Below are 17,007 nucleotides of genomic sequence, written 5' to 3'. Positions count from 1 at the left end.
ATAAAAAAATTATAGAGAGATGAAAAGAGATTTGACATCGCATATGAAAAGAAGTGAAATAAATAGTATATTATAGTATAGGAAAAAAGAGCTATATCCCTTACAATACATGGAGAGGGAGAATATGATAAGTTTTGCAAGATAGAATAAATAAATGACAGTTTATGACTTCTCCTATGACTTGCAACGGGTGCAAGATAAAATATATGAAAAATGGCAGAGAAGTGAGAGGAGGGGATTTTTATGACAGTTACAATTAAAGATGTGGCGAAGCAGGCAAATGTTGCACCATCAACAGTTTCTCGTGTAATTGCTGATAATCCAAGTATAAGTGAAAAGACAAAGCGCCGTGTTCGAAAAGTGATGAGTGAACTGGGATATCATCCTAATTTAAATGCAAGAAATCTTGCGAACCAAACGACGAAGACACTTGGTCTTGTTATGCCGAGTTCTGCAAGTAAAGCTTTTCAAAATCCATTTTTCCCAGAAGTTATAAGAGGAATTAGTTCATTTGCACATGTGGAAGGGTATGCGCTTTATATGTCGACTGGTGAAACGGAAGATGAAATTTTTAATGGTGTTGTAAAAATGGTACAAGGGCGTCAAATCGGTGGTATTATTCTTTTATATTCAAGAGAGAACGATCGGATTATTCAATACTTGCATGACCAAAACTTCCCGTTTGTTTTAATTGGAAAACCATATGATCGAAAAGATGAAATTACATATGTAGATAATGACAATTATACAGCTGCAAGAGAAGTAGCGGAATATTTAATTTCATTAGGCCATAAACAAATCGCATTCATCGGCGGTGGATCAGATTTACTTGTAACGAGAGATCGTTTGGCGGGGATGAGTGATGCTTTGAAACTAGCAGATATTCTATTGCCGAAAGAGTATATTTTACACTTTGATTTTTCAAGAGAGAGTGGTCAACAGGCTGTTGAGGAATTAATGGGACTAAAGCAACCACCGACGGCAATTATGGCAACGGATGATTTAATTGGACTTGGCGTGTTAAGTGCGCTTTCTAAAAAAGGATTTGTTGTACCGAAAGATGTTTCGATTGTAAGCTTTAACAATGCTTTATTATCAGAAATTGCTAGTCCACCACTTTCGACAGTTGATGTGAATATTTATCAATTAGGTTATGAAGCGGCAAAAGCTTTAGTTGATAAGGTGGAGCATTCTGAATCTACTTCAAAATGCATTATTATTCCGCATAAATTATTGAAGCGTCAAACTTGTGATCATTATGCAACAAAAAGCTAAGAGTTTAACTCTTAGCTTTTTTCTTTAGAAAGGCTTCTAAACGGTCACAGCCTTCTTTTAAAGTTTCAATATTGTAAGCATAGGAAAGGCGAAGGTAGCCTTCACCGTATTCGGAAAATGCGGTTCCAGGAACAACGGCTAGCCCAGCTTCTTTTACAAGATCAAGTGCAAAATCAAATGATGAAGATGTTAAATGTCCAACATATGGGAATAAATAAAATGCACCTGTTGGCTTCTCAACCGTTAAACCCATTTGAATGAGTCTATTATATACGTAATCACGGCGTTTTTTGTATTGATAGCGCATCATCTTCGGGGCATCTTTAGCAGCTGTTAAAGCTTCGATTGCAGCATATTGAGCAATTGAAGTAGCACATGTAACATTGTATTGATGAACTTTTAATACGTGTTTTGCTAAATATTCTGGAGCAAATAAAAGTCCGATACGCCAGCCGGTCATAGAATGTGATTTTGATAAGCCGTTAATGACAATCGTCTTATCACGCATTTCTGGGAAATGAGCGATAGATGTGTGTTTTTCTTCATATACAAGTTCACTATAAATTTCATCAGAAAGAACGAAAATATTTTTATCTTTTAAGATAGATACAATATCTTCTAATTCTTCTTTTGATAAGGTAACACCAGTTGGATTAGAAGGATACGGTAAAACGACGCATCTTGTTCGTTCTGTAATTGCATGTTGCAATGCTTCAGCTGTTAAACGAAATTCAGTTTCGCGAACATCTATAAAAATAGGCGTTGCACCACATAGTCGAATAATCGGCTCGTAACCAGGGTAAATAGGAGCAGGCAAAATTACTTCCGTTCCTGGTTCTAAAATAGTTCGGAATGCAACATCGATCGCTTCACTAGCACCGATTGTAACAATGGTTTCGTTTTCAGGTGAATAATGTAAATTGTAGTTGTCCTTTACAAAGTTACAAGCTGCCTTGCGTAATTCTAGTAAACCAGCGTTATGTGTATAGCTTGTATAATTTTCTGTAATGGCCCGTTTAGCTGCTTCTTTTACTAGAGAAGGTGTAGGGAAATCGGGTTGCCCAATTGTTAAAGAGATAAGATTATCATAGTTTTGAATCATATTAGAGAACTGACGGATTCCAGAAATTTGGATGTCCTTCACTCTAGGGTTAATGAATTGTTCCATTGTATCTCCCTTTCTTCCGTTTGAAAATTAAGTCCATTTTATCATATTTTCTATGATTACGCTTTGCATATGTTATTTAGAAAGAGAGAAAAGAAAAAAGCCGCTGCAAGCGACTTTTTAATAACCGTATTCCCAATCTATTTCATCTTCGTTCCAAAGTACGGAAGATACTTTGCCAAGATGGACAACGGATTCATTTACAGCACATGTACAGTCTTCGTCCCCTGCTTTATGTTGCAATTCTTCGTATACTGATTTTTCAACGTTTTCTAGCACAACCAAATTTTCTTCTTTTAAAACAAGCGTAGTACCCGCCATATTTATCTTCCTCCTACTAAAGTAATGATCACTTATTTGTAAACATAGATAGTATGGATTATATGCTGTATTTTGCGATAGTTGTCCGTTTAGTGAAGTGTTTTTTATTTTCTTTGTAATCCGTATTCATTGTATACTGCACGAAGGAAATTTGGTACAGGATTTACAATCATTTCGGAAATTTGTAACATTTATTATTAGTTGTTAACAAATAATTAACAAAGATGTTAAGAAAAATCAAAATTTTAAAACAAATAGACTTATAAAATGATATAATCATATCAAAATACATATAGGGGATGAGAGGCTATGGAGCTGATTCGTGATTTAATGATCCAAATTGCCATCATTATTTTACCACTATTTTTATATGAAGCGATTCGTTTAAATCGTTATCAAGGAATGCTTCCGAAGCCTAATCGCTACTTTATTATGTTTTTATCTAGCGTTACACTCGTTCTCTCCATGACATACTCTATTTGTTTTGGTAGCGTTTGCGGATACAATTTTCATCCAGTCCCAATTGTTAGTGGTTTTTTATATGGTGGGATTGTTGGGCTCATCCCTGCCATTATTTATGTTGCCTATGAATGGATTTTTAAGGGGCTTAGTTGGTTGCCTATGGTAGAAGTTATATTTCTTTCGATAATTCCATTATTTTTGTCAAAGAAATGGTCTCTTTTTTCAAGAGATAAGAAGCTAATATTAGCTTTTATGATTGCATCATTTTATGTTCTTGTTTCATTAGTAGCCGGGATGTTGAATGTCCTTTTAGAAACAGGTTTTACACCGTACATATCTAATCTATATAGTGGGTATATATTTGCATCACTTATTATGGTTATGACAATGGTATTTCAAGTGTATTTGACTGAGTATTTAAACGAAAATGCATTATTGCGTACAGAAATGCAAAAATCAGAAAAACTTAATATTGTAAGTGAGTTAGCTGCAAGTGTTGCACATGAAGTTCGAAACCCTCTCACTGTTGTACGAGGGTTTATTCAATTGCTAGAGAGTACGGAAGACGTAAAAAACAAAGATTATATGCGTCTCGTATTAGCTGAACTGGATCGTGCTGAACAAATTATTTCAGATTATTTAAATTTAGCAAGGCCTCAAATTGAAAAAAAAGAACATATTTGTTTATCAGCACAATTAATTGAAATGACAACTCTTATGTCATCATTTGCAGCGATGCAGGGCGTTTATTTGCAAGTTGAGATTTCTGAGAGCCTTTATACTATCGGCGATAAGACGAAATTGAAGCAAGCTATTATGAATGTTGTTAAAAACGGTATTGAAGCAATTCAAGGAAACAAAGGGTATTTAAAAGTAACAGCTATTCAAAAAGATGAATTGATAATAATAAGAGTTAAAGATAGTGGTGTTGGAATGACAAAAGAACAGTTAGTAAGGCTTGGACAACCGTATTATTCTTTAAAAGAAAAAGGAACAGGATTAGGCCTTATGGTAACATTTAGTATTTTACAAGCGCATAATGGCACATTGGAATATAAAAGTGAAAGCGGAAAAGGAACTGAAGCTATTATTATATTGCCAGCTGTACGATATAAGGAATAAAAGTTACCGATAGAAGGTAACTTTTTATTTTTCGTGCATTAGAAAAAGTTACAAAATTTCATTCATTTATTTTTTCTTGTTTTGTTCGAACGAATAAACTTTTAAATGATTGAAAGAAGCTTTGCTCTTTTGAGGCGGCGACTAATCTTTTTGTTTCTTGAATTTCACGAATAACTTGCATAAGTTGTGTATCACGGTTGCTGTCTTTATTGTAAATTTGATTGACAAGTTTATTCATTTTTTCTTCTTGTTTGGATTCTCGCTTATACATATGATTCATTAATAAGTCCATCTTTTCTTTTTGGAGTGCATCTGTTTGAGCGGCGTGAACAACTAGATCTTGTAACATTTTTTCTTGTGAGCCTTCTTTTACATAAACTTGTTGCATTAGTTCATCTAATTTCTCGTCTTTTAAACGATTTTGTGTAATGAGAGTAGAGTTTTGATGAATAATTGCTTCATTCAATTGAGCAAGCATTTCAAGTTTTAGCATGAACTCCTCAAAGTTACGCCCATCTTCTTTTGGTTGCACTTCTTGTTTATCTTGAATAACAGGTACAGGTGGGGCTTCTTTTTCTTTTAAAATAATAGGTATTGTTTCTGAAATGTCCTCTTGTAATGTAGCAGCTCTTTCATGTATAGATTTCAATAGTTTTAAATCATCCAATTTATAAATACGAGCATCAGCTGTTTTTGAAATGATATAACCGTGTTCCTCTAAGAGTTGGCTATATTTTCGGACTATATGTTTTGGGATACCTGTTTTATTTGTAACATCTTTCGTTTTATAAATAGCTTCCATGATAGTTCCTCCCCAAAAAGTATCGTATATATCATTTCAACCTTTTATGTGGACTTCCTTTGAAAAAGAATGTCGGAAGGTTATTAGTTTTCTACAGCATTAGTGAAAAGATGAAGAAAAATGAATGTTTTTGGCGGAATGGAGAGGAAGAGCTAAAATAATGTCTGAAAACATACATAGAAGAAGTTTGTTATAATAACTGAGGAAAAGAAATTGGTAGGAACACGGAGGTACACATGAAGCAATTTAAAGGTATTATCATTTCAATTATTGCAATTCTTTCTCTTTTGGTAGCGGTATATGAAGTACTTGTGCCAGAGGAGACAAGTACTAAAAAAACAACTACGTATGATCAAATTCTAGAGTTCCCGAAAGAACGATATCCAGAGACCGGGAAACATATAACGGATGCTATAAAAGAAGGACATTCGGAAATGTGCACAATTGATCGTAATGGTGCAGCGGATAGAAGGAAATTATCGTTAGCGCCATATCCGACGAAGAAAGGTTATGATCGTGATGAATGGCCGATGGCGATGTGTAAGGAAGGCGGAAAAGGAGCTCATATTGAATATATAAGTCCAGCAGATAACCGCGGTGCAGGTTCTTGGGTAGGGAATAAGCTAGACAAATATCCAGATGGTACGCGTGTGAAATTTGAAGTGAAATAGTAATTGGCATACATTTCATAGTGGAGGAGAGGGATAGTTATGGAATTAACAATTTCATATTCGCAATTAATGATAATGAACTATGATGGTCAGCAGCCTTATGTAGATTGGACTCCTGAAGATTTTGAAAGAGGCTATGCTGAGGTGGATGGAGCTATTATTTTTGAAGCAATCTCTGACTATACTTGTGAAGTGGAAGTTACTTGTGGAAATCATATTGAGAAAGAAGAAGTGGTTAGAACGATATCAGTTCCTTTCACAGTGAAGAATGAAGAAGTATATATAACAAGTATTCTTTCTAATAAATATCATATTCCTATTCCGAACGGGGAATATATGATAGTCTTGCAGGCAACTCCTCTTGAAGAGCCATCAGACGATGAATTGTATAAAGTACAATACGACTTCTATTTTGAGAGTGTAGAATAAAAAAACGTGTTATCCTTTTTGAAGGATAACACGTTTTTTATTATGCGTTTGTTTTTAGGAGAGAACGAGCGTCTTTTGCTGCCTGAACCATGTGCTCTAAAGCAGGTATAACTTCCTCAGTTCTTCGTGTTTTTAAACCACAGTCTGGATTAATCCAGAAATATTTAGGGTCACATACTTGTAAAGATTGTTCTACGATTGTGAACATTTCATCTTTACTTGGGACACGTGGGCTATGAATATCATATACCCCTAGACCAATTCCTTTTTCATATGTTGTATGCTTTAATGTATTAATAAATTCTCCATGACTTCTTGATGTTTCGATAGAAATAACATCTGCGTCTAACGCTCGAATTGCATCTACAATATCTTCGAAGTTACTATAACACATATGAGTATGAATTTGTGTTTCATTTTCTACAGAAGATGTTGCTAAAAGGAATGATTGAACTGCCCATGTAATGTATGCATCCCAATCTTTTTCTTTTAACGGCATACCTTCACGAAGTGCAGGTTCATCGACTTGGATTACTCTAATTCCGGAAGATTCAAGTAATTCAATTTCATGACGAAGTGCTAATGCAATTTGATATGAAACTTCTTTTCTTGAAATATCATTTCGAACGAATGACCAATTTAAAATAGTGACAGGTCCAGTTAGCATACCTTTTACTACTTTCTCTGTTAAGCTTTGTGCATATACAGTTTCTTTAATAGTCATTCCACTTATAAAGGCAACATCACCATAAATAACAGGTGGTTTTACGCAACGAGAACCGTATGATTGTACCCATCCGTTTTTAGTAAAGGAGAAACCAGCAAGTCTTTCTCCAAAATATTCCACCATGTCAGTTCTTTCGAATTCACCATGTACTAGTACATCAAGACCAATATCTTCTTGGTAACGAATCCACTTTGCAGTTTCTTTTTCAATGAATTGATTATATTGTTCATTTGTAATATCGCCGTTACGCCACTGTTTACGTGTTTGACGAACTTCAGATGTTTGCGGGAAGCTACCAATAGTTGTTGTTGGTAACAACGGTAATTGTAAAGCTACTTGTTGTAGTTCATATCGTTTTTCAAATGGAAGAGGACGTGAGAAATCATCTTCTTTAAGTGATGTACGTGCCACTTTTACATCTTCACGATTACGTGCAGCTGATGAGCGGATTGCATGATGTGCATTACGATATGTTGTTAAATCGCTACTGATGCTTTCTACACCTTTAGTAAGAGCAGAATGGATAAGGACTAGTTCTTCTAATTTTTGATTAGCAAATGCAAGTGCATCAAATAATTCACTTGTTAAGTGCGTTTCTTCCGTTTTATCAATTGGAGTATGCAATAAGCTACAAGAAGGTTGAACAATTAAACCTTTTGCTGTGATTTGATTTTGTAATGTTGTAAATAAAGAAAGTACATCATCAAGATCAGCTCTCCAAATGTTACGGCCATCTATACAACCGATAGCTAAAATTTTATCAGCTGGGAATCCGTATTTTGAAATAGCATTTACATTACCTTCTTTGCCATGAACAAAGTCTAATCCAATACCAGAAACAGGGAATGCAATAATTTCTTCATAGTTCTCTTCTACACTATCAAAATATGTTTGTAGAAGAAGATTAGCATTTGGAACCTCTTTATGAATAGCTTCGTAAAGTTCTTTCGCTTGATTAATTTCATCTTTTGTTAAAGATGCGAAGATTGGTTCGTCAACTTGAATAATTTGTGCTCCAGCTGCGTGTAATTCAGAGAATAATTGTACATAAGGTGCAACTAGCTCTTTTAAAATAGTGGCAAATTGCTCTTCGTTATAACCTTTTGCTAGTTTTAGGAATGTATAAGGGCCTAAAATAACTGGTTTTCCATCAACACCTAACTCTTTTTTCGCTTCTTCATATAAACGAAGAGGACGATTGTCTTTTAAAGAGATTTGTAATCCTTCTTCATATTCAGGAACAATGTAATGATAGTTTGTGTTAAACCATTTTGTCATTTCAGAAGCAACGTGATCTTTAGAGCCGCGTGCCATTGCAAAATATACATCAAGGTAAGAGGTAAACTCTGAAAAACGTGACGGGATGAATCCTAACATGTAGGCCGTATCCAGAACGTGGTCATAATATGTAAAATCGCCAACTGGAATTAATTCAATTCCCTTTTCTTGCTGTACTTTGACGTGTTGAAGGCGAATTTCTTTCATTGTCGTTAAAAATTGTTCTTCATCAATTTTATTGGACCAAAAAGCTTCCAATGTTTTTTTCCACTCTCGTTGTAGTCCGATACGTGGATAACCTAAGTTACTTGTTTGAATTGCCATTTTAAATTCCTCCCTAATTGAAAGTAAGCATTTCCGTTTACTCGGAAATACCTATAACAAAAAGCATAAAGGCATAGAAAAATAAGCCTTCCTTTTTGTTCTTAACACCTCATCATCATCCGTGAGTCTATCAGTGTTGTTAAAATAGGCAGGTATCCTGACTTATGCTTCATATAATTTCTTTCACCTTCCCGTTTTCACAGTGGCACAAAAAAGAAATCTCAGCATTTACAGTGGCGGGACCGTGTTGGAGTTTCACCAAACTTCCCCTTTAAACACGAAGTGAAATATTCGTGTACCTATTTTCCTTTTGAAAGGAATTTAACAAGCGATATGATATTGAAACAAATTCTAACACAATTTTCGGAATTTTGTCCACTGTTTTAAAATAAGAAAATTCTAAAGTTTTTTATTCTTATCATTCGGATTATTCTGATTTTTTCAAGAGGGAAGAGAGGTTGGGGAAATTGAAATGAAGTGCGATTAAACTTGTAAAGAAGTGGATATCTGTACAGAGATAAGATGCCATTTATGTTATTCAACAATTGGCTCATCTTATGTCGAACCTAAAACAAGCATACCCCCTTCCTAAATTAGAACGGGGGTATGCTTGTTTTAGGTTTTACAATGAAATAACTTTATTGTCTTTTTACAGTTTCTTCTTTATAAGTTCAACCTTCATCTATATCAATTTCTGAAAGTCGTCCTGCAACTGCATCTGTAAGGAGGGTGTTTAACCATTGCAATTCAACTGTAATATGTTCAATAACGCTTTGTAAAATATATAGTTGTGCACGAGGAATGTGTCCTTTGCTACAATCATAAATAGTTTGCATTTTATGTAAATATTGAACGGTATCATTTTTCTTTTTTTCTAAAATAGGAATTAACTCTTGATCATCACCAAAATGAGCGAAAGAGAGTGCCGAATAAATTGGTTTATATATTTGATTTTTTGCCTCAAATTGTTTTAATAGTAACGTGTGAAATAACCGTTTACCTTCTTCTGTTATATGAAAGATTGTTTTATCGGGTCTATTCGTATCTCGAACAATCGTGGTAATACGAATTGCACCCTGCTTTTCTAATTGTTCGAAGGCGTAGTAAAGTGATCCTTTTGCATATTTAATATAACAATCCATTTGTCGTTCTTTCATGATGTGCTGCACTTCATATGGATGTTTATCTCCTTCAAGTAGCAAGCCGAGAATGACTAATTTCATGCTCATGCTGTCTCAACTCCTATAAATAAAAACTTTATACATATTATAAACGGCATATCCGTTTTCATAAAGGGATATGCCGTTTCTTTTCTCTATATTAACTTACTTGCTTTTGTTTTTGTTTCGTTTTTGGACCTGTAAAGAGGCGTTCATTTCCCATAAGTAAAATACAAATAATACTTAGTACAGCCGGGATCAGTGCCCAGAAGAATGTACTGGCAATAGAGGTAGCGAGAGCATCTTTAATACCAGTTAATATTTCAGCTGGAATCTTATCGGTAGCACCTTGTGATAATAAGAAACTTGTGTCTCCGCCTTTTGGAGCTAATTTAGCTAGTTCAGGAGGGAACACAGTGTTTAATTTAGTAGTAAAAATATGGTTTTGAATTGTACCGAAAATCGTTACACCAAGAGTCATACCGAGTGAACGGAAGAATGAGTTTGTTGATGTAGCAGAACCACGGTCTCGCATTTCTAACTTGTGGATAGAAGACATACTTAAAACTGAGAACGAGAAACCAACTCCAAGTCCAGTGAGAACCATAAATAGCGTTACAAGTAGACGAGGTGTATCCATTGTTAAAGTGCTTAGTAAATAAATACCAATTACGAAGAAAACACCAGATACCATCATGATGTTACGATAACTTGTTCGAGAAGCTAACTGTCCACCTGTTTGACTTCCAATTACAGAGCCAACCATCATAGGTGTTAAAATTAATCCAGCATTTGAGGCTGAACCGCCGAGAACACCTTGAACGAAGATTGGGATATAAACTGTACAGATAATAAAAGCGGCACCATAGAAAAAGGCAACGCCTTGGCTAGCTGCGAATAAAGGTTTTTTAAATAGATGGAAAGAAATGATAGGCTCAGTTGCTTTTCGTTCTACGAAGAAGAAAATAATAAGCATAATAACAACTGTTGTAAATAAACCGATAATTACAGTGGAATTCCATGCGTATTCTTTACCACCAAGTTCTAAGGCGAACATTAAGCAAACGATACTAATAACAAGTGTAATAGCGCCAGCCCAATCAATTTTTTGTTTTCTAAATTCTAGAGATTCACTGTAGTATTTAGTAATGAAGAAGAAGGAGATAATTCCTAATGGAATATTAATATAGAAGACCCAATGCCAACTTATATAGTCTGTAATATAAGCACCTAATAAAGGGCCAAATACACTAGATGTCCCGAAAACCGCACCGAATAGCCCTGTCATTTTTCCGCGCTTTTCTGGTGGGAATATATCGTACATAATCGTGAAGGCGATAGGCATAAGAGCGCCGCCACCAATCCCTTGAATTGCTCTATAAATACTTAGTTGCTCAATACTAGATGCTGTCCCGCAAAGTGCAGAACCGAATAAGAAAAGAATGAGGCCACCAATATAAAAGCGTTTCCGTCCGTACATATCAGAAAGTTTTCCGAAGATAGGCATCCCAGCCATTGTTGCTACCATATATGCAGACGTGACCCAAACGAACTTGTCAAATCCTCCTAGGTCTCCAACAATCGTAGCCATTGCTGTTGCAACGATTGTATTATCCATTGCCGCCATTAAAATACCAAGTAATAAACCTGCAACAACAAATTTTGTATTGTTGGAGTCTTTTTTTGATAATTGAGATTCCAAATATAACCCTCCTTTAATAATAAGTAAACTATATGAAGTTTTGAGTGCAGCGCATAAAAATTTGAAATATAGTTTTTTAAATCAATTTACACAAGTGCACTGACAAAGCCATAAAGAATATTATAGTCAAATTTGACTAAAAGGCAAACTTTTTCTTCCGTCAAAATATTCTGTTGTATGGACAGAGAAAGAGTGAGCGATACTTAGTAGTGGTGTAAAGTCAATGAAGGAAATTGTAAAAAAATATTTCAGTAAGAATACCTTCTGTTAACAGAGGAAAAATGGTTTTTTCTTTATATTGTCGAATAGGATAAAAGGAAGAGTAATAACTATATATCGTTTGTAACAAGCTTTATTAATATTGTGTGGAGAGGCAGAATAAGGTCGTATGGATATGATGCATCTGAAATGGGGTGAATATTATTATGAAAATATGGAAACGGATTTCGGATCAAGGAAGGCGTTCAATACCGTTACAACCGGTGTTATGGATTGATGGCTCAAAAAAGGAAAACGAATGTCCTAATGTAGCAGTTACATTGCAAATCCGTAGTATGTATAAAGAAAAATTTTCATATGAACTGACCTATGATGTAAATGACATACTTATTATTCGAATTGAAGTAGAAAATAAAGGAATGGAAATGATTTCACGAGTTGTAGTAAGTCATATGATTCGAGATTATTTTGCATATATCCCAAATTCATTAAAGGCTGATAAGGGGATGAGCGAGTTTTTGTTCCAGCTTGTAAGGTGGCGAATCAATAATTTATTACCGAATGAGAAAGTAGAACTAATTTGTAAAATAAAAGCAAATAAAGATAAAGCAATCAAAAACGCATTATTTCAGGCTACATATACATTTCAATATAAAGAAGTATCATATGGTCCGCTGCAAACAAATGAAGTTGTTGTGCGGCAATGATAAAAAGGAACCTGTAAGAAAGGTTCCTTTTTTAATGAAGGTTGTGTTTTTTGAGTACTTTTTTTTGCTCGATTCCTTTTTTTCCTACATAATTATTTTTATAACCAAAATATAAAATGAACAGAAAGGAAACGACATTTACAATAGCGTCAATTTGATCGTTTGTAATAAAGTTCACTCCGAAAGAATTAAATAATAATTTTAATGATAGCAGAAACCCTGCTAGTAAACGTATAATATCTGATAGATTTTCTTTTTGTAGCATATAAGTCACCTCTTCCTAAAAACGATATATAGTATATATATGAAATAGAATAGAAATGGTATACAAGCTTAAGCGGAAATGTACACTCAATGTGTACATTTTTTATTTTGTAGAAAAACATAATTGTTATAGAAACATATATTGGTATAGAAAGGAGGAGAAATATGAAACATAAAGGTAAAATTAGTGGGTTATTACTTGGGAATACAGTGGCAGTTACAGAATGGATTGCGCTTCAGGATGTAATTACAAAACTGGATTCGCGATCATTTTATACCGTCTTTATTATTTATATATTGCAAATGATACTCAGCTATTATTTTGGACATTGGTATGATAAAAGAGCGAGTGGGCGTATGGATACGGAAGTAGGGGGAATGGCAAGTAATGATTTTGTAGTTGATTTCTTTGAGAAAGTAGCTGCTTTATCGGAACGGGATTCTCATAATATTACAGTGTACATTCTTTCAGTGAAAGAATGGAAAGAACTAAAAGAAACAGTACAAGAAAAAAAATTGGAGGTGTTAGTACAAAAATTGGAGAGTACGATTGTAAAGACAATTCGTAAAGGGGATGTCGTTACTAGGTGGGATGAAAATAAGTATGTTATTGTGGCGATTGATAACGGACATGAAAAGTCGACAATAACAAACCGATTAATGAAAAATATTGAAAATGAAATAGAAAATAGTTTGTTAAGTATGACGCTATTATTTGGAGCTGCTAGTTATCCAATAGAAGGAAAAACCTTTGAAGAATTGTTAAGAAAGGCACAAAATCAATTGTACCAGCATAGGGATTTGTAAGAAAATGAGTGAAACTTCGATTTGAAGAAATATGATATGAAGAAGTTTTGAATGTAACATTTTTTTGACTTTTATTACAAAAAGAACTTTTATTGTAATAAAAGTCTTTAAAAATATATGGAATAAGCATATAATTATGTTGGATGTGTCAATGCATTTTGCACAATGTGTTTCATTTTTAAAGTGTAGAGGAAAGCATGCTCTACACTTTTCCTTTTTAGGGAATGACAAGAATAATTGTAAGTTGTTGCAAGATGACATTTACACTGTGTAAAATGAACAAAGAAATTATTTGATAGAAAGCGGAAAGGAAATGATAGAATGATAGACGTGACAGAACAACGACCATCTTTTATCAGGTGAATTATTACTGTTGTTCTCCAAATTATTATGGCTGTGATGAATTCCGTTGTACTTTTATGTAATACATAGTATAAACAGGTTTTAAAAAGTGCCAAGTAAAAGGTAGATATGAAACTGCTATTTAGTTCAAAAATGTAATTTTGAGTAATACAATTTGTACAAGCATTATAAACAATATGAATGATTTTCGTAAAAAAGGTGCGAGTGTGGAGTTAATAAAAGGATAAATAATTTCATAGCTTTTTACACGATTATCGTATATAAGTAGGAGGAAAAAGATGTTGAAGTATAGTAAATTAGCAATTGTAACTGCATTATCAATGACTTTACTAGCGGGTTGTTTCGGGCCGAAACCAGAAGAGGAATTATATGTTGCATTTGAAAATGCTGCAAAACAAGAAAAAACAATGTTTGAAGATGCGAAGAAACTTGAAACTTTAGAAAAAGAGGGACAAGAATTATATAATCAGATTGTTCAAGAAGGAAAAGATAATAATCAAACTGTTAAGGAAAAACTGAACCAAGCAGTGAAAAATACAGATGAACGAGAAAAAGTGCTTAAAAAAGAAAAAGAATCTTTAAATAAGGCACAAGAAGAAGTGAAGTCAGCAGATAAATATGTGAAGAAAATTGAAGATAAGAAATTGAAAGATCAAGCGGATAAAGTGAAAAGCACATATGAGAAACGACACGATTCATTTAACAAAATGTATGATAGCTATAATAAATCGTTAAAACAAGAAAAAGAATTATATACAATGTTACAAGATAAAGGTACAAAATTAAAAGATATTAGTGAAAAAGTAAAAGTGGTAAATCAGTCTTATAAAGATATTGAATCAGAAAAAGACAAGTTTAATGAATTTACAAAAACTTATAATACAGAAAAAATAGCTTTTTATAAACAAGCAAATATTAAAATTAAAGAAGAGAAAAAATAAAACAGTTTGGCCTAATATTAGGCCAAACTGTTTTATTTTTTTGTATAGGTACGGCTATACCATGGAACTGGTTCGCTTAATTTTTTTTCTTGTTTCAGTGCTTCAGGACCAATATAATCTTGAAGTGTTTTTTTGGCTACTGTTAAAGATAAGGTTGTTTTCGGATTTCGATAGGAGGATTCAAGGTGACCAAGATGCGGTAGGGTGCGAAAATCATCTTTCGTAGGAGGGATATGGAAAAAATAATCACCTAAACGTATAAGAACATCGGATTGTTGTTGACTAAAACGTGGATTTCTAGAAAAATGTAATCCTTCTTTGATAGCCTTTTTTTCAGTAATTAAGCGTTCTAAAGCAGTCTTTTTTAACCAATATAAGTACTTAGGGTTAGTTGCAGCTTTAGCATGACGATTCACAACGAAAATAGATTGAGCTAGTCTATTAATAGAATGTTGATTATGCAATGGAGATTGTGGTTGTGAAGGTTTCATATTGACTCTCCTTTCAATTTTTCCTTATTATAGCATAAATAAAATGGGTTTTTATTATATGCAAAAAGTAATTGTATATATTTTCAATATTAAAGCAATATTGTTACAAAAAACAACTATTTTGTATAATAGTGATAGAATATGTTTCAGAAATTTGATAATGAAAGAGTGAGAAGTTTGAAAGAAATATTAAAATTACAATATGCCATTATAGATATTGGATCTAATACAATGCGTTTAGTTATTTATGAAAAGCAAAATGGAGGTTTTTATAAAGAAATTGAAAATACGAAAGTGGTTGCTCGGTTAAGAAATTATTTAATCGATGGTGTTTTGAATGAAGAAGGTAAAGAAGTATTGTTACAAACATTATTTCAATTTCAAGAAAGTACAAAATTCCATCAGTTGCATCATGTACTTTGTGTTGCAACGGCAACAATTAGACAGGCTGAGAATCAAGAGGAGATTAAAAAACTTGTTGAAGGACAAACAGACTTTACTCTTAGAGTATTATCAGAATATGAGGAAGCACGTTACGGCTATTTAGCAGTTATGAATTCTACTTCGTTTTCGGAAGGAATAACAGTAGATATTGGTGGCGGAAGTACGGAAGTTACATATATTAAAAATAGAGAGATTTTAGAGTACCATAGTTTTCCTTTTGGTGCGCTTTCTTTAAAACATCTATTTATTAAAGGTGATATTCCTACTAAAGATGAATTAGAGGAAATTCGAGAGTATTTAGAGTGTCAATTTCGAACGTTACCATGGTTAATTGATAAGAAATTGCCTCTTATTGCAATTGGTGGTAGTGCGAGAAACTTAGCGAAAATCAACCAAAATTTAACAAACTATCCTATAGCGGGAGTACATTTATACAAAATGAAAGAAGAAGATATTGAAAATGTAAAAGGTGCATTGGAAAAACAATCGTTTATCGAACTTCAGAAAATGGAAGGATTAGCAAAAGATCGAGCTGATACAATTATTCCAGCGGTTGAAGTATTTCATAAACTTGTAAATATTACAGAAGCAACGGCATTTGTATTAAGCAAAAAAGGATTAAGAGAAGGTGTTTTCTATGAAGAGTTGACGAAAGATTTAGGGATTTCATATTATCCGAATGTAGTTGAAGAAAGCTTACATTTGTTATCACACGAATATGAAATGGATATGGAATTTGTCATTCAACTTATTAAACATGGAAGATTGATTTGTAAACAACTCGAAGAAATGGGACTGATTTCTGTTTCAATAAAAGACTGGGAAGCATTCCATCAAGCAGCGAAAGTATTTAATATTGGAAAATATATAGACGAAGAAGCGAGTCGTTTACACACGTTTTATTTATTGGCAAATAAAACAATTGACGGCATGATGCATAAAGATCGAGTGAGGTTAGCGCTTATTGCATCTTATAAATCAAAAATGCTATTTAAACAACATTTATCTCCATTTGAAGGTTGGTTTGATAAAAGCGAACAAAAAAAAATCCGCCTATTAGGCGCTGTTTTACAATTTTCAGCTGCTTTAAATGTAAGACAAAGATCGCTTGTTGATACGATATCCATAACAGAAAATAAAGAAGGATTAACGTTTAGAATTTTATGTGAGCAATCGGCATTAGCAGAAAAAGTACAAGCTGAAAAACAAAAAAAGCAGCTAGAAAGAGTATTGAAAACAAATATTCACTTATCATTCGAATCAAAACGTTAAGTTGTACGGATGTCTTTACAGAAAATTAACACTTTGGAATATTGTAATTTGATAAAATAAA

Annotated in this window: 16 protein-coding genes and 1 riboswitch; of the genes, 8 read left to right on the top strand and 8 right to left on the bottom strand. The window is 33.5% G+C overall.

The window, feature by feature from the left end; translation table 11 throughout:
• Nucleotides 1-243 precede the first annotated feature (243 nt).
• The gene (malR, locus tag CQ058_RS25810) at nucleotides 244-1,275 is read left to right on the top strand and encodes a maltose operon transcriptional repressor MalR (protein ID WP_088034426.1); all 1,032 of its coding nucleotides are present in this window, start codon (nucleotides 244-246) and stop codon (nucleotides 1,273-1,275) included.
• Between the two features lie 4 nt (nucleotides 1,276-1,279).
• Here the strand turns inward: malR and CQ058_RS25805 are convergent, their stop codons facing one another.
• Together CQ058_RS25805 and CQ058_RS25800 are read right to left on the bottom strand one after the other, a co-directional pair.
• Nucleotides 1,280-2,443 carry an aminotransferase A gene (locus CQ058_RS25805; RefSeq protein ID WP_105590044.1) on the bottom strand — a complete coding sequence of 388 codons (1,164 nt, stop codon included), beginning with the start codon at nucleotides 2,441-2,443 and terminating at the stop codon, nucleotides 1,280-1,282.
• Between the two features lie 117 nt (nucleotides 2,444-2,560).
• Nucleotides 2,561-2,761 carry a hypothetical protein gene (locus CQ058_RS25800; protein ID WP_000929276.1) on the bottom strand — a complete coding sequence of 67 codons (201 nt, stop codon included), beginning with the start codon at nucleotides 2,759-2,761 and terminating at the stop codon, nucleotides 2,561-2,563.
• A gap of 309 nt (nucleotides 2,762-3,070) precedes the next feature.
• On the opposite strand from CQ058_RS25800, the gene CQ058_RS25795 reads away from it, so the two are divergent.
• Entirely contained in the window at nucleotides 3,071-4,345 is a 1,275-nt protein-coding gene (locus CQ058_RS25795) for a sensor histidine kinase (RefSeq protein WP_105590043.1), read from the top strand.
• A 58-nt stretch (nucleotides 4,346-4,403) separates the two neighbouring features.
• Here CQ058_RS25795 and CQ058_RS25790 read toward each other — a convergent pair whose 3' ends face one another.
• A complete protein-coding gene (locus CQ058_RS25790; protein WP_002014816.1) occupies nucleotides 4,404-5,147 on the bottom strand; it encodes a DUF3967 domain-containing protein in 744 nt (247 codons plus the stop codon).
• Nucleotides 5,148-5,383: 236 nt separating this feature from the next.
• Here CQ058_RS25790 and nucA point away from each other — a divergent pair, with 236 nt between their 5' ends.
• Together nucA and comJ are read left to right on the top strand one after the other, a co-directional pair.
• Entirely contained in the window at nucleotides 5,384-5,818 is a 435-nt protein-coding gene (gene nucA, locus CQ058_RS25780) for a DNA-entry nuclease (protein WP_002014817.1), read from the top strand.
• Between the two features lie 39 nt (nucleotides 5,819-5,857).
• Nucleotides 5,858-6,247 (top strand): competence protein ComJ, encoded by a 390-nt coding sequence (gene comJ / locus CQ058_RS25775; protein ID WP_002088359.1) that lies wholly within the window; start codon nucleotides 5,858-5,860, stop codon nucleotides 6,245-6,247.
• A 40-nt stretch (nucleotides 6,248-6,287) separates the two neighbouring features.
• Here comJ and metE read toward each other — a convergent pair whose 3' ends face one another.
• From metE to CQ058_RS25760, 3 genes are all read right to left on the bottom strand, one after another.
• On the bottom strand, nucleotides 6,288-8,576 hold the full coding sequence (metE, locus tag CQ058_RS25770; protein WP_002014819.1) for a 5-methyltetrahydropteroyltriglutamate--homocysteine S-methyltransferase: 2,289 nt from the start codon (nucleotides 8,574-8,576) through the stop codon (nucleotides 6,288-6,290).
• 130 nt (nucleotides 8,577-8,706) lie between these two features.
• Nucleotides 8,707-8,894: riboswitch (cobalamin riboswitch) on the bottom strand.
• Nucleotides 8,895-9,247: 353 nt separating this feature from the next.
• Nucleotides 9,248-9,805, bottom strand: coding sequence for a PadR family transcriptional regulator (locus CQ058_RS25765; protein ID WP_000062071.1), 558 nt, complete (start codon nucleotides 9,803-9,805; stop codon nucleotides 9,248-9,250).
• 91 nt (nucleotides 9,806-9,896) lie between these two features.
• On the bottom strand, nucleotides 9,897-11,438 hold the full coding sequence (locus tag CQ058_RS25760; RefSeq protein WP_002192633.1) for an MDR family MFS transporter: 1,542 nt from the start codon (nucleotides 11,436-11,438) through the stop codon (nucleotides 9,897-9,899).
• A 425-nt stretch (nucleotides 11,439-11,863) separates the two neighbouring features.
• Between CQ058_RS25760 and CQ058_RS25755 the strand changes: the two genes are divergently transcribed.
• The gene (locus tag CQ058_RS25755; protein WP_002192634.1) at nucleotides 11,864-12,364 is read left to right on the top strand and encodes a hypothetical protein; all 501 of its coding nucleotides are present in this window, start codon (nucleotides 11,864-11,866) and stop codon (nucleotides 12,362-12,364) included.
• 31 nt (nucleotides 12,365-12,395) lie between these two features.
• Here CQ058_RS25755 and CQ058_RS25750 read toward each other — a convergent pair whose 3' ends face one another.
• A complete protein-coding gene (locus CQ058_RS25750; RefSeq protein WP_000939453.1) occupies nucleotides 12,396-12,629 on the bottom strand; it encodes an SPP1 phage holin family protein in 234 nt (77 codons plus the stop codon).
• Nucleotides 12,630-12,793: 164 nt separating this feature from the next.
• Here CQ058_RS25750 and CQ058_RS25745 point away from each other — a divergent pair, with 164 nt between their 5' ends.
• Nucleotides 12,794-13,435: a diguanylate cyclase domain-containing protein gene (locus CQ058_RS25745; protein WP_105590042.1), complete on the top strand. Its 642-nt coding sequence runs from the start codon at nucleotides 12,794-12,796 to the stop codon at nucleotides 13,433-13,435.
• A gap of 641 nt (nucleotides 13,436-14,076) precedes the next feature.
• The gene (locus tag CQ058_RS25735; RefSeq protein WP_105590041.1) at nucleotides 14,077-14,739 is read left to right on the top strand and encodes a YkyA family protein; all 663 of its coding nucleotides are present in this window, start codon (nucleotides 14,077-14,079) and stop codon (nucleotides 14,737-14,739) included.
• Nucleotides 14,740-14,771: 32 nt separating this feature from the next.
• Here the strand turns inward: CQ058_RS25735 and CQ058_RS25730 are convergent, their stop codons facing one another.
• On the bottom strand, nucleotides 14,772-15,230 hold the full coding sequence (locus tag CQ058_RS25730; RefSeq protein ID WP_105590040.1) for a YkyB family protein: 459 nt from the start codon (nucleotides 15,228-15,230) through the stop codon (nucleotides 14,772-14,774).
• A gap of 141 nt (nucleotides 15,231-15,371) precedes the next feature.
• Here CQ058_RS25730 and CQ058_RS25725 point away from each other — a divergent pair, with 141 nt between their 5' ends.
• The gene (locus CQ058_RS25725; protein WP_088034433.1) at nucleotides 15,372-16,946 is read left to right on the top strand and encodes a Ppx/GppA family phosphatase; all 1,575 of its coding nucleotides are present in this window, start codon (nucleotides 15,372-15,374) and stop codon (nucleotides 16,944-16,946) included.
• Nucleotides 16,947-17,007 lie beyond the last annotated feature (61 nt).

It is taken from the genome of Bacillus sp. MYb56 (assembly GCF_002976445.1).
GTDB classification, from domain to species: domain Bacteria; phylum Bacillota; class Bacilli; order Bacillales; family Bacillaceae_G; genus Bacillus_A; species Bacillus_A mycoides.
This window is presented reverse-complemented; position numbering and strand designations above follow the sequence as displayed.

Coding starts and splice junctions, on each gene's coding strand:
- malR (WP_088034426.1), top strand. CDS start 244: ATGACAGTTACAATTAAAGATGTGGCGAAGCAGGCAAATGTTGCACCA.
- CQ058_RS25805 (WP_105590044.1), bottom strand. CDS start 2,443: ATGGAACAATTCATTAACCCTAGAGTGAAGGACATCCAAATTTCTGGA.
- CQ058_RS25800 (WP_000929276.1), bottom strand. CDS start 2,761: ATGGCGGGTACTACGCTTGTTTTAAAAGAAGAAAATTTGGTTGTGCTA.
- CQ058_RS25795 (WP_105590043.1), top strand. CDS start 3,071: ATGGAGCTGATTCGTGATTTAATGATCCAAATTGCCATCATTATTTTA.
- CQ058_RS25790 (WP_002014816.1), bottom strand. CDS start 5,147: ATGGAAGCTATTTATAAAACGAAAGATGTTACAAATAAAACAGGTATC.
- nucA (WP_002014817.1), top strand. CDS start 5,384: ATGAAGCAATTTAAAGGTATTATCATTTCAATTATTGCAATTCTTTCT.
- comJ (WP_002088359.1), top strand. CDS start 5,858: ATGGAATTAACAATTTCATATTCGCAATTAATGATAATGAACTATGAT.
- metE (WP_002014819.1), bottom strand. CDS start 8,576: ATGGCAATTCAAACAAGTAACTTAGGTTATCCACGTATCGGACTACAA.
- CQ058_RS25765 (WP_000062071.1), bottom strand. CDS start 9,805: ATGAGCATGAAATTAGTCATTCTCGGCTTGCTACTTGAAGGAGATAAA.
- CQ058_RS25755 (WP_002192634.1), top strand. CDS start 11,864: ATGAAAATATGGAAACGGATTTCGGATCAAGGAAGGCGTTCAATACCG.
- CQ058_RS25750 (WP_000939453.1), bottom strand. CDS start 12,629: ATGCTACAAAAAGAAAATCTATCAGATATTATACGTTTACTAGCAGGG.
- CQ058_RS25745 (WP_105590042.1), top strand. CDS start 12,794: ATGAAACATAAAGGTAAAATTAGTGGGTTATTACTTGGGAATACAGTG.
- CQ058_RS25735 (WP_105590041.1), top strand. CDS start 14,077: ATGTTGAAGTATAGTAAATTAGCAATTGTAACTGCATTATCAATGACT.
- CQ058_RS25730 (WP_105590040.1), bottom strand. CDS start 15,230: ATGAAACCTTCACAACCACAATCTCCATTGCATAATCAACATTCTATT.
- CQ058_RS25725 (WP_088034433.1), top strand. CDS start 15,372: ATGTTTCAGAAATTTGATAATGAAAGAGTGAGAAGTTTGAAAGAAATA.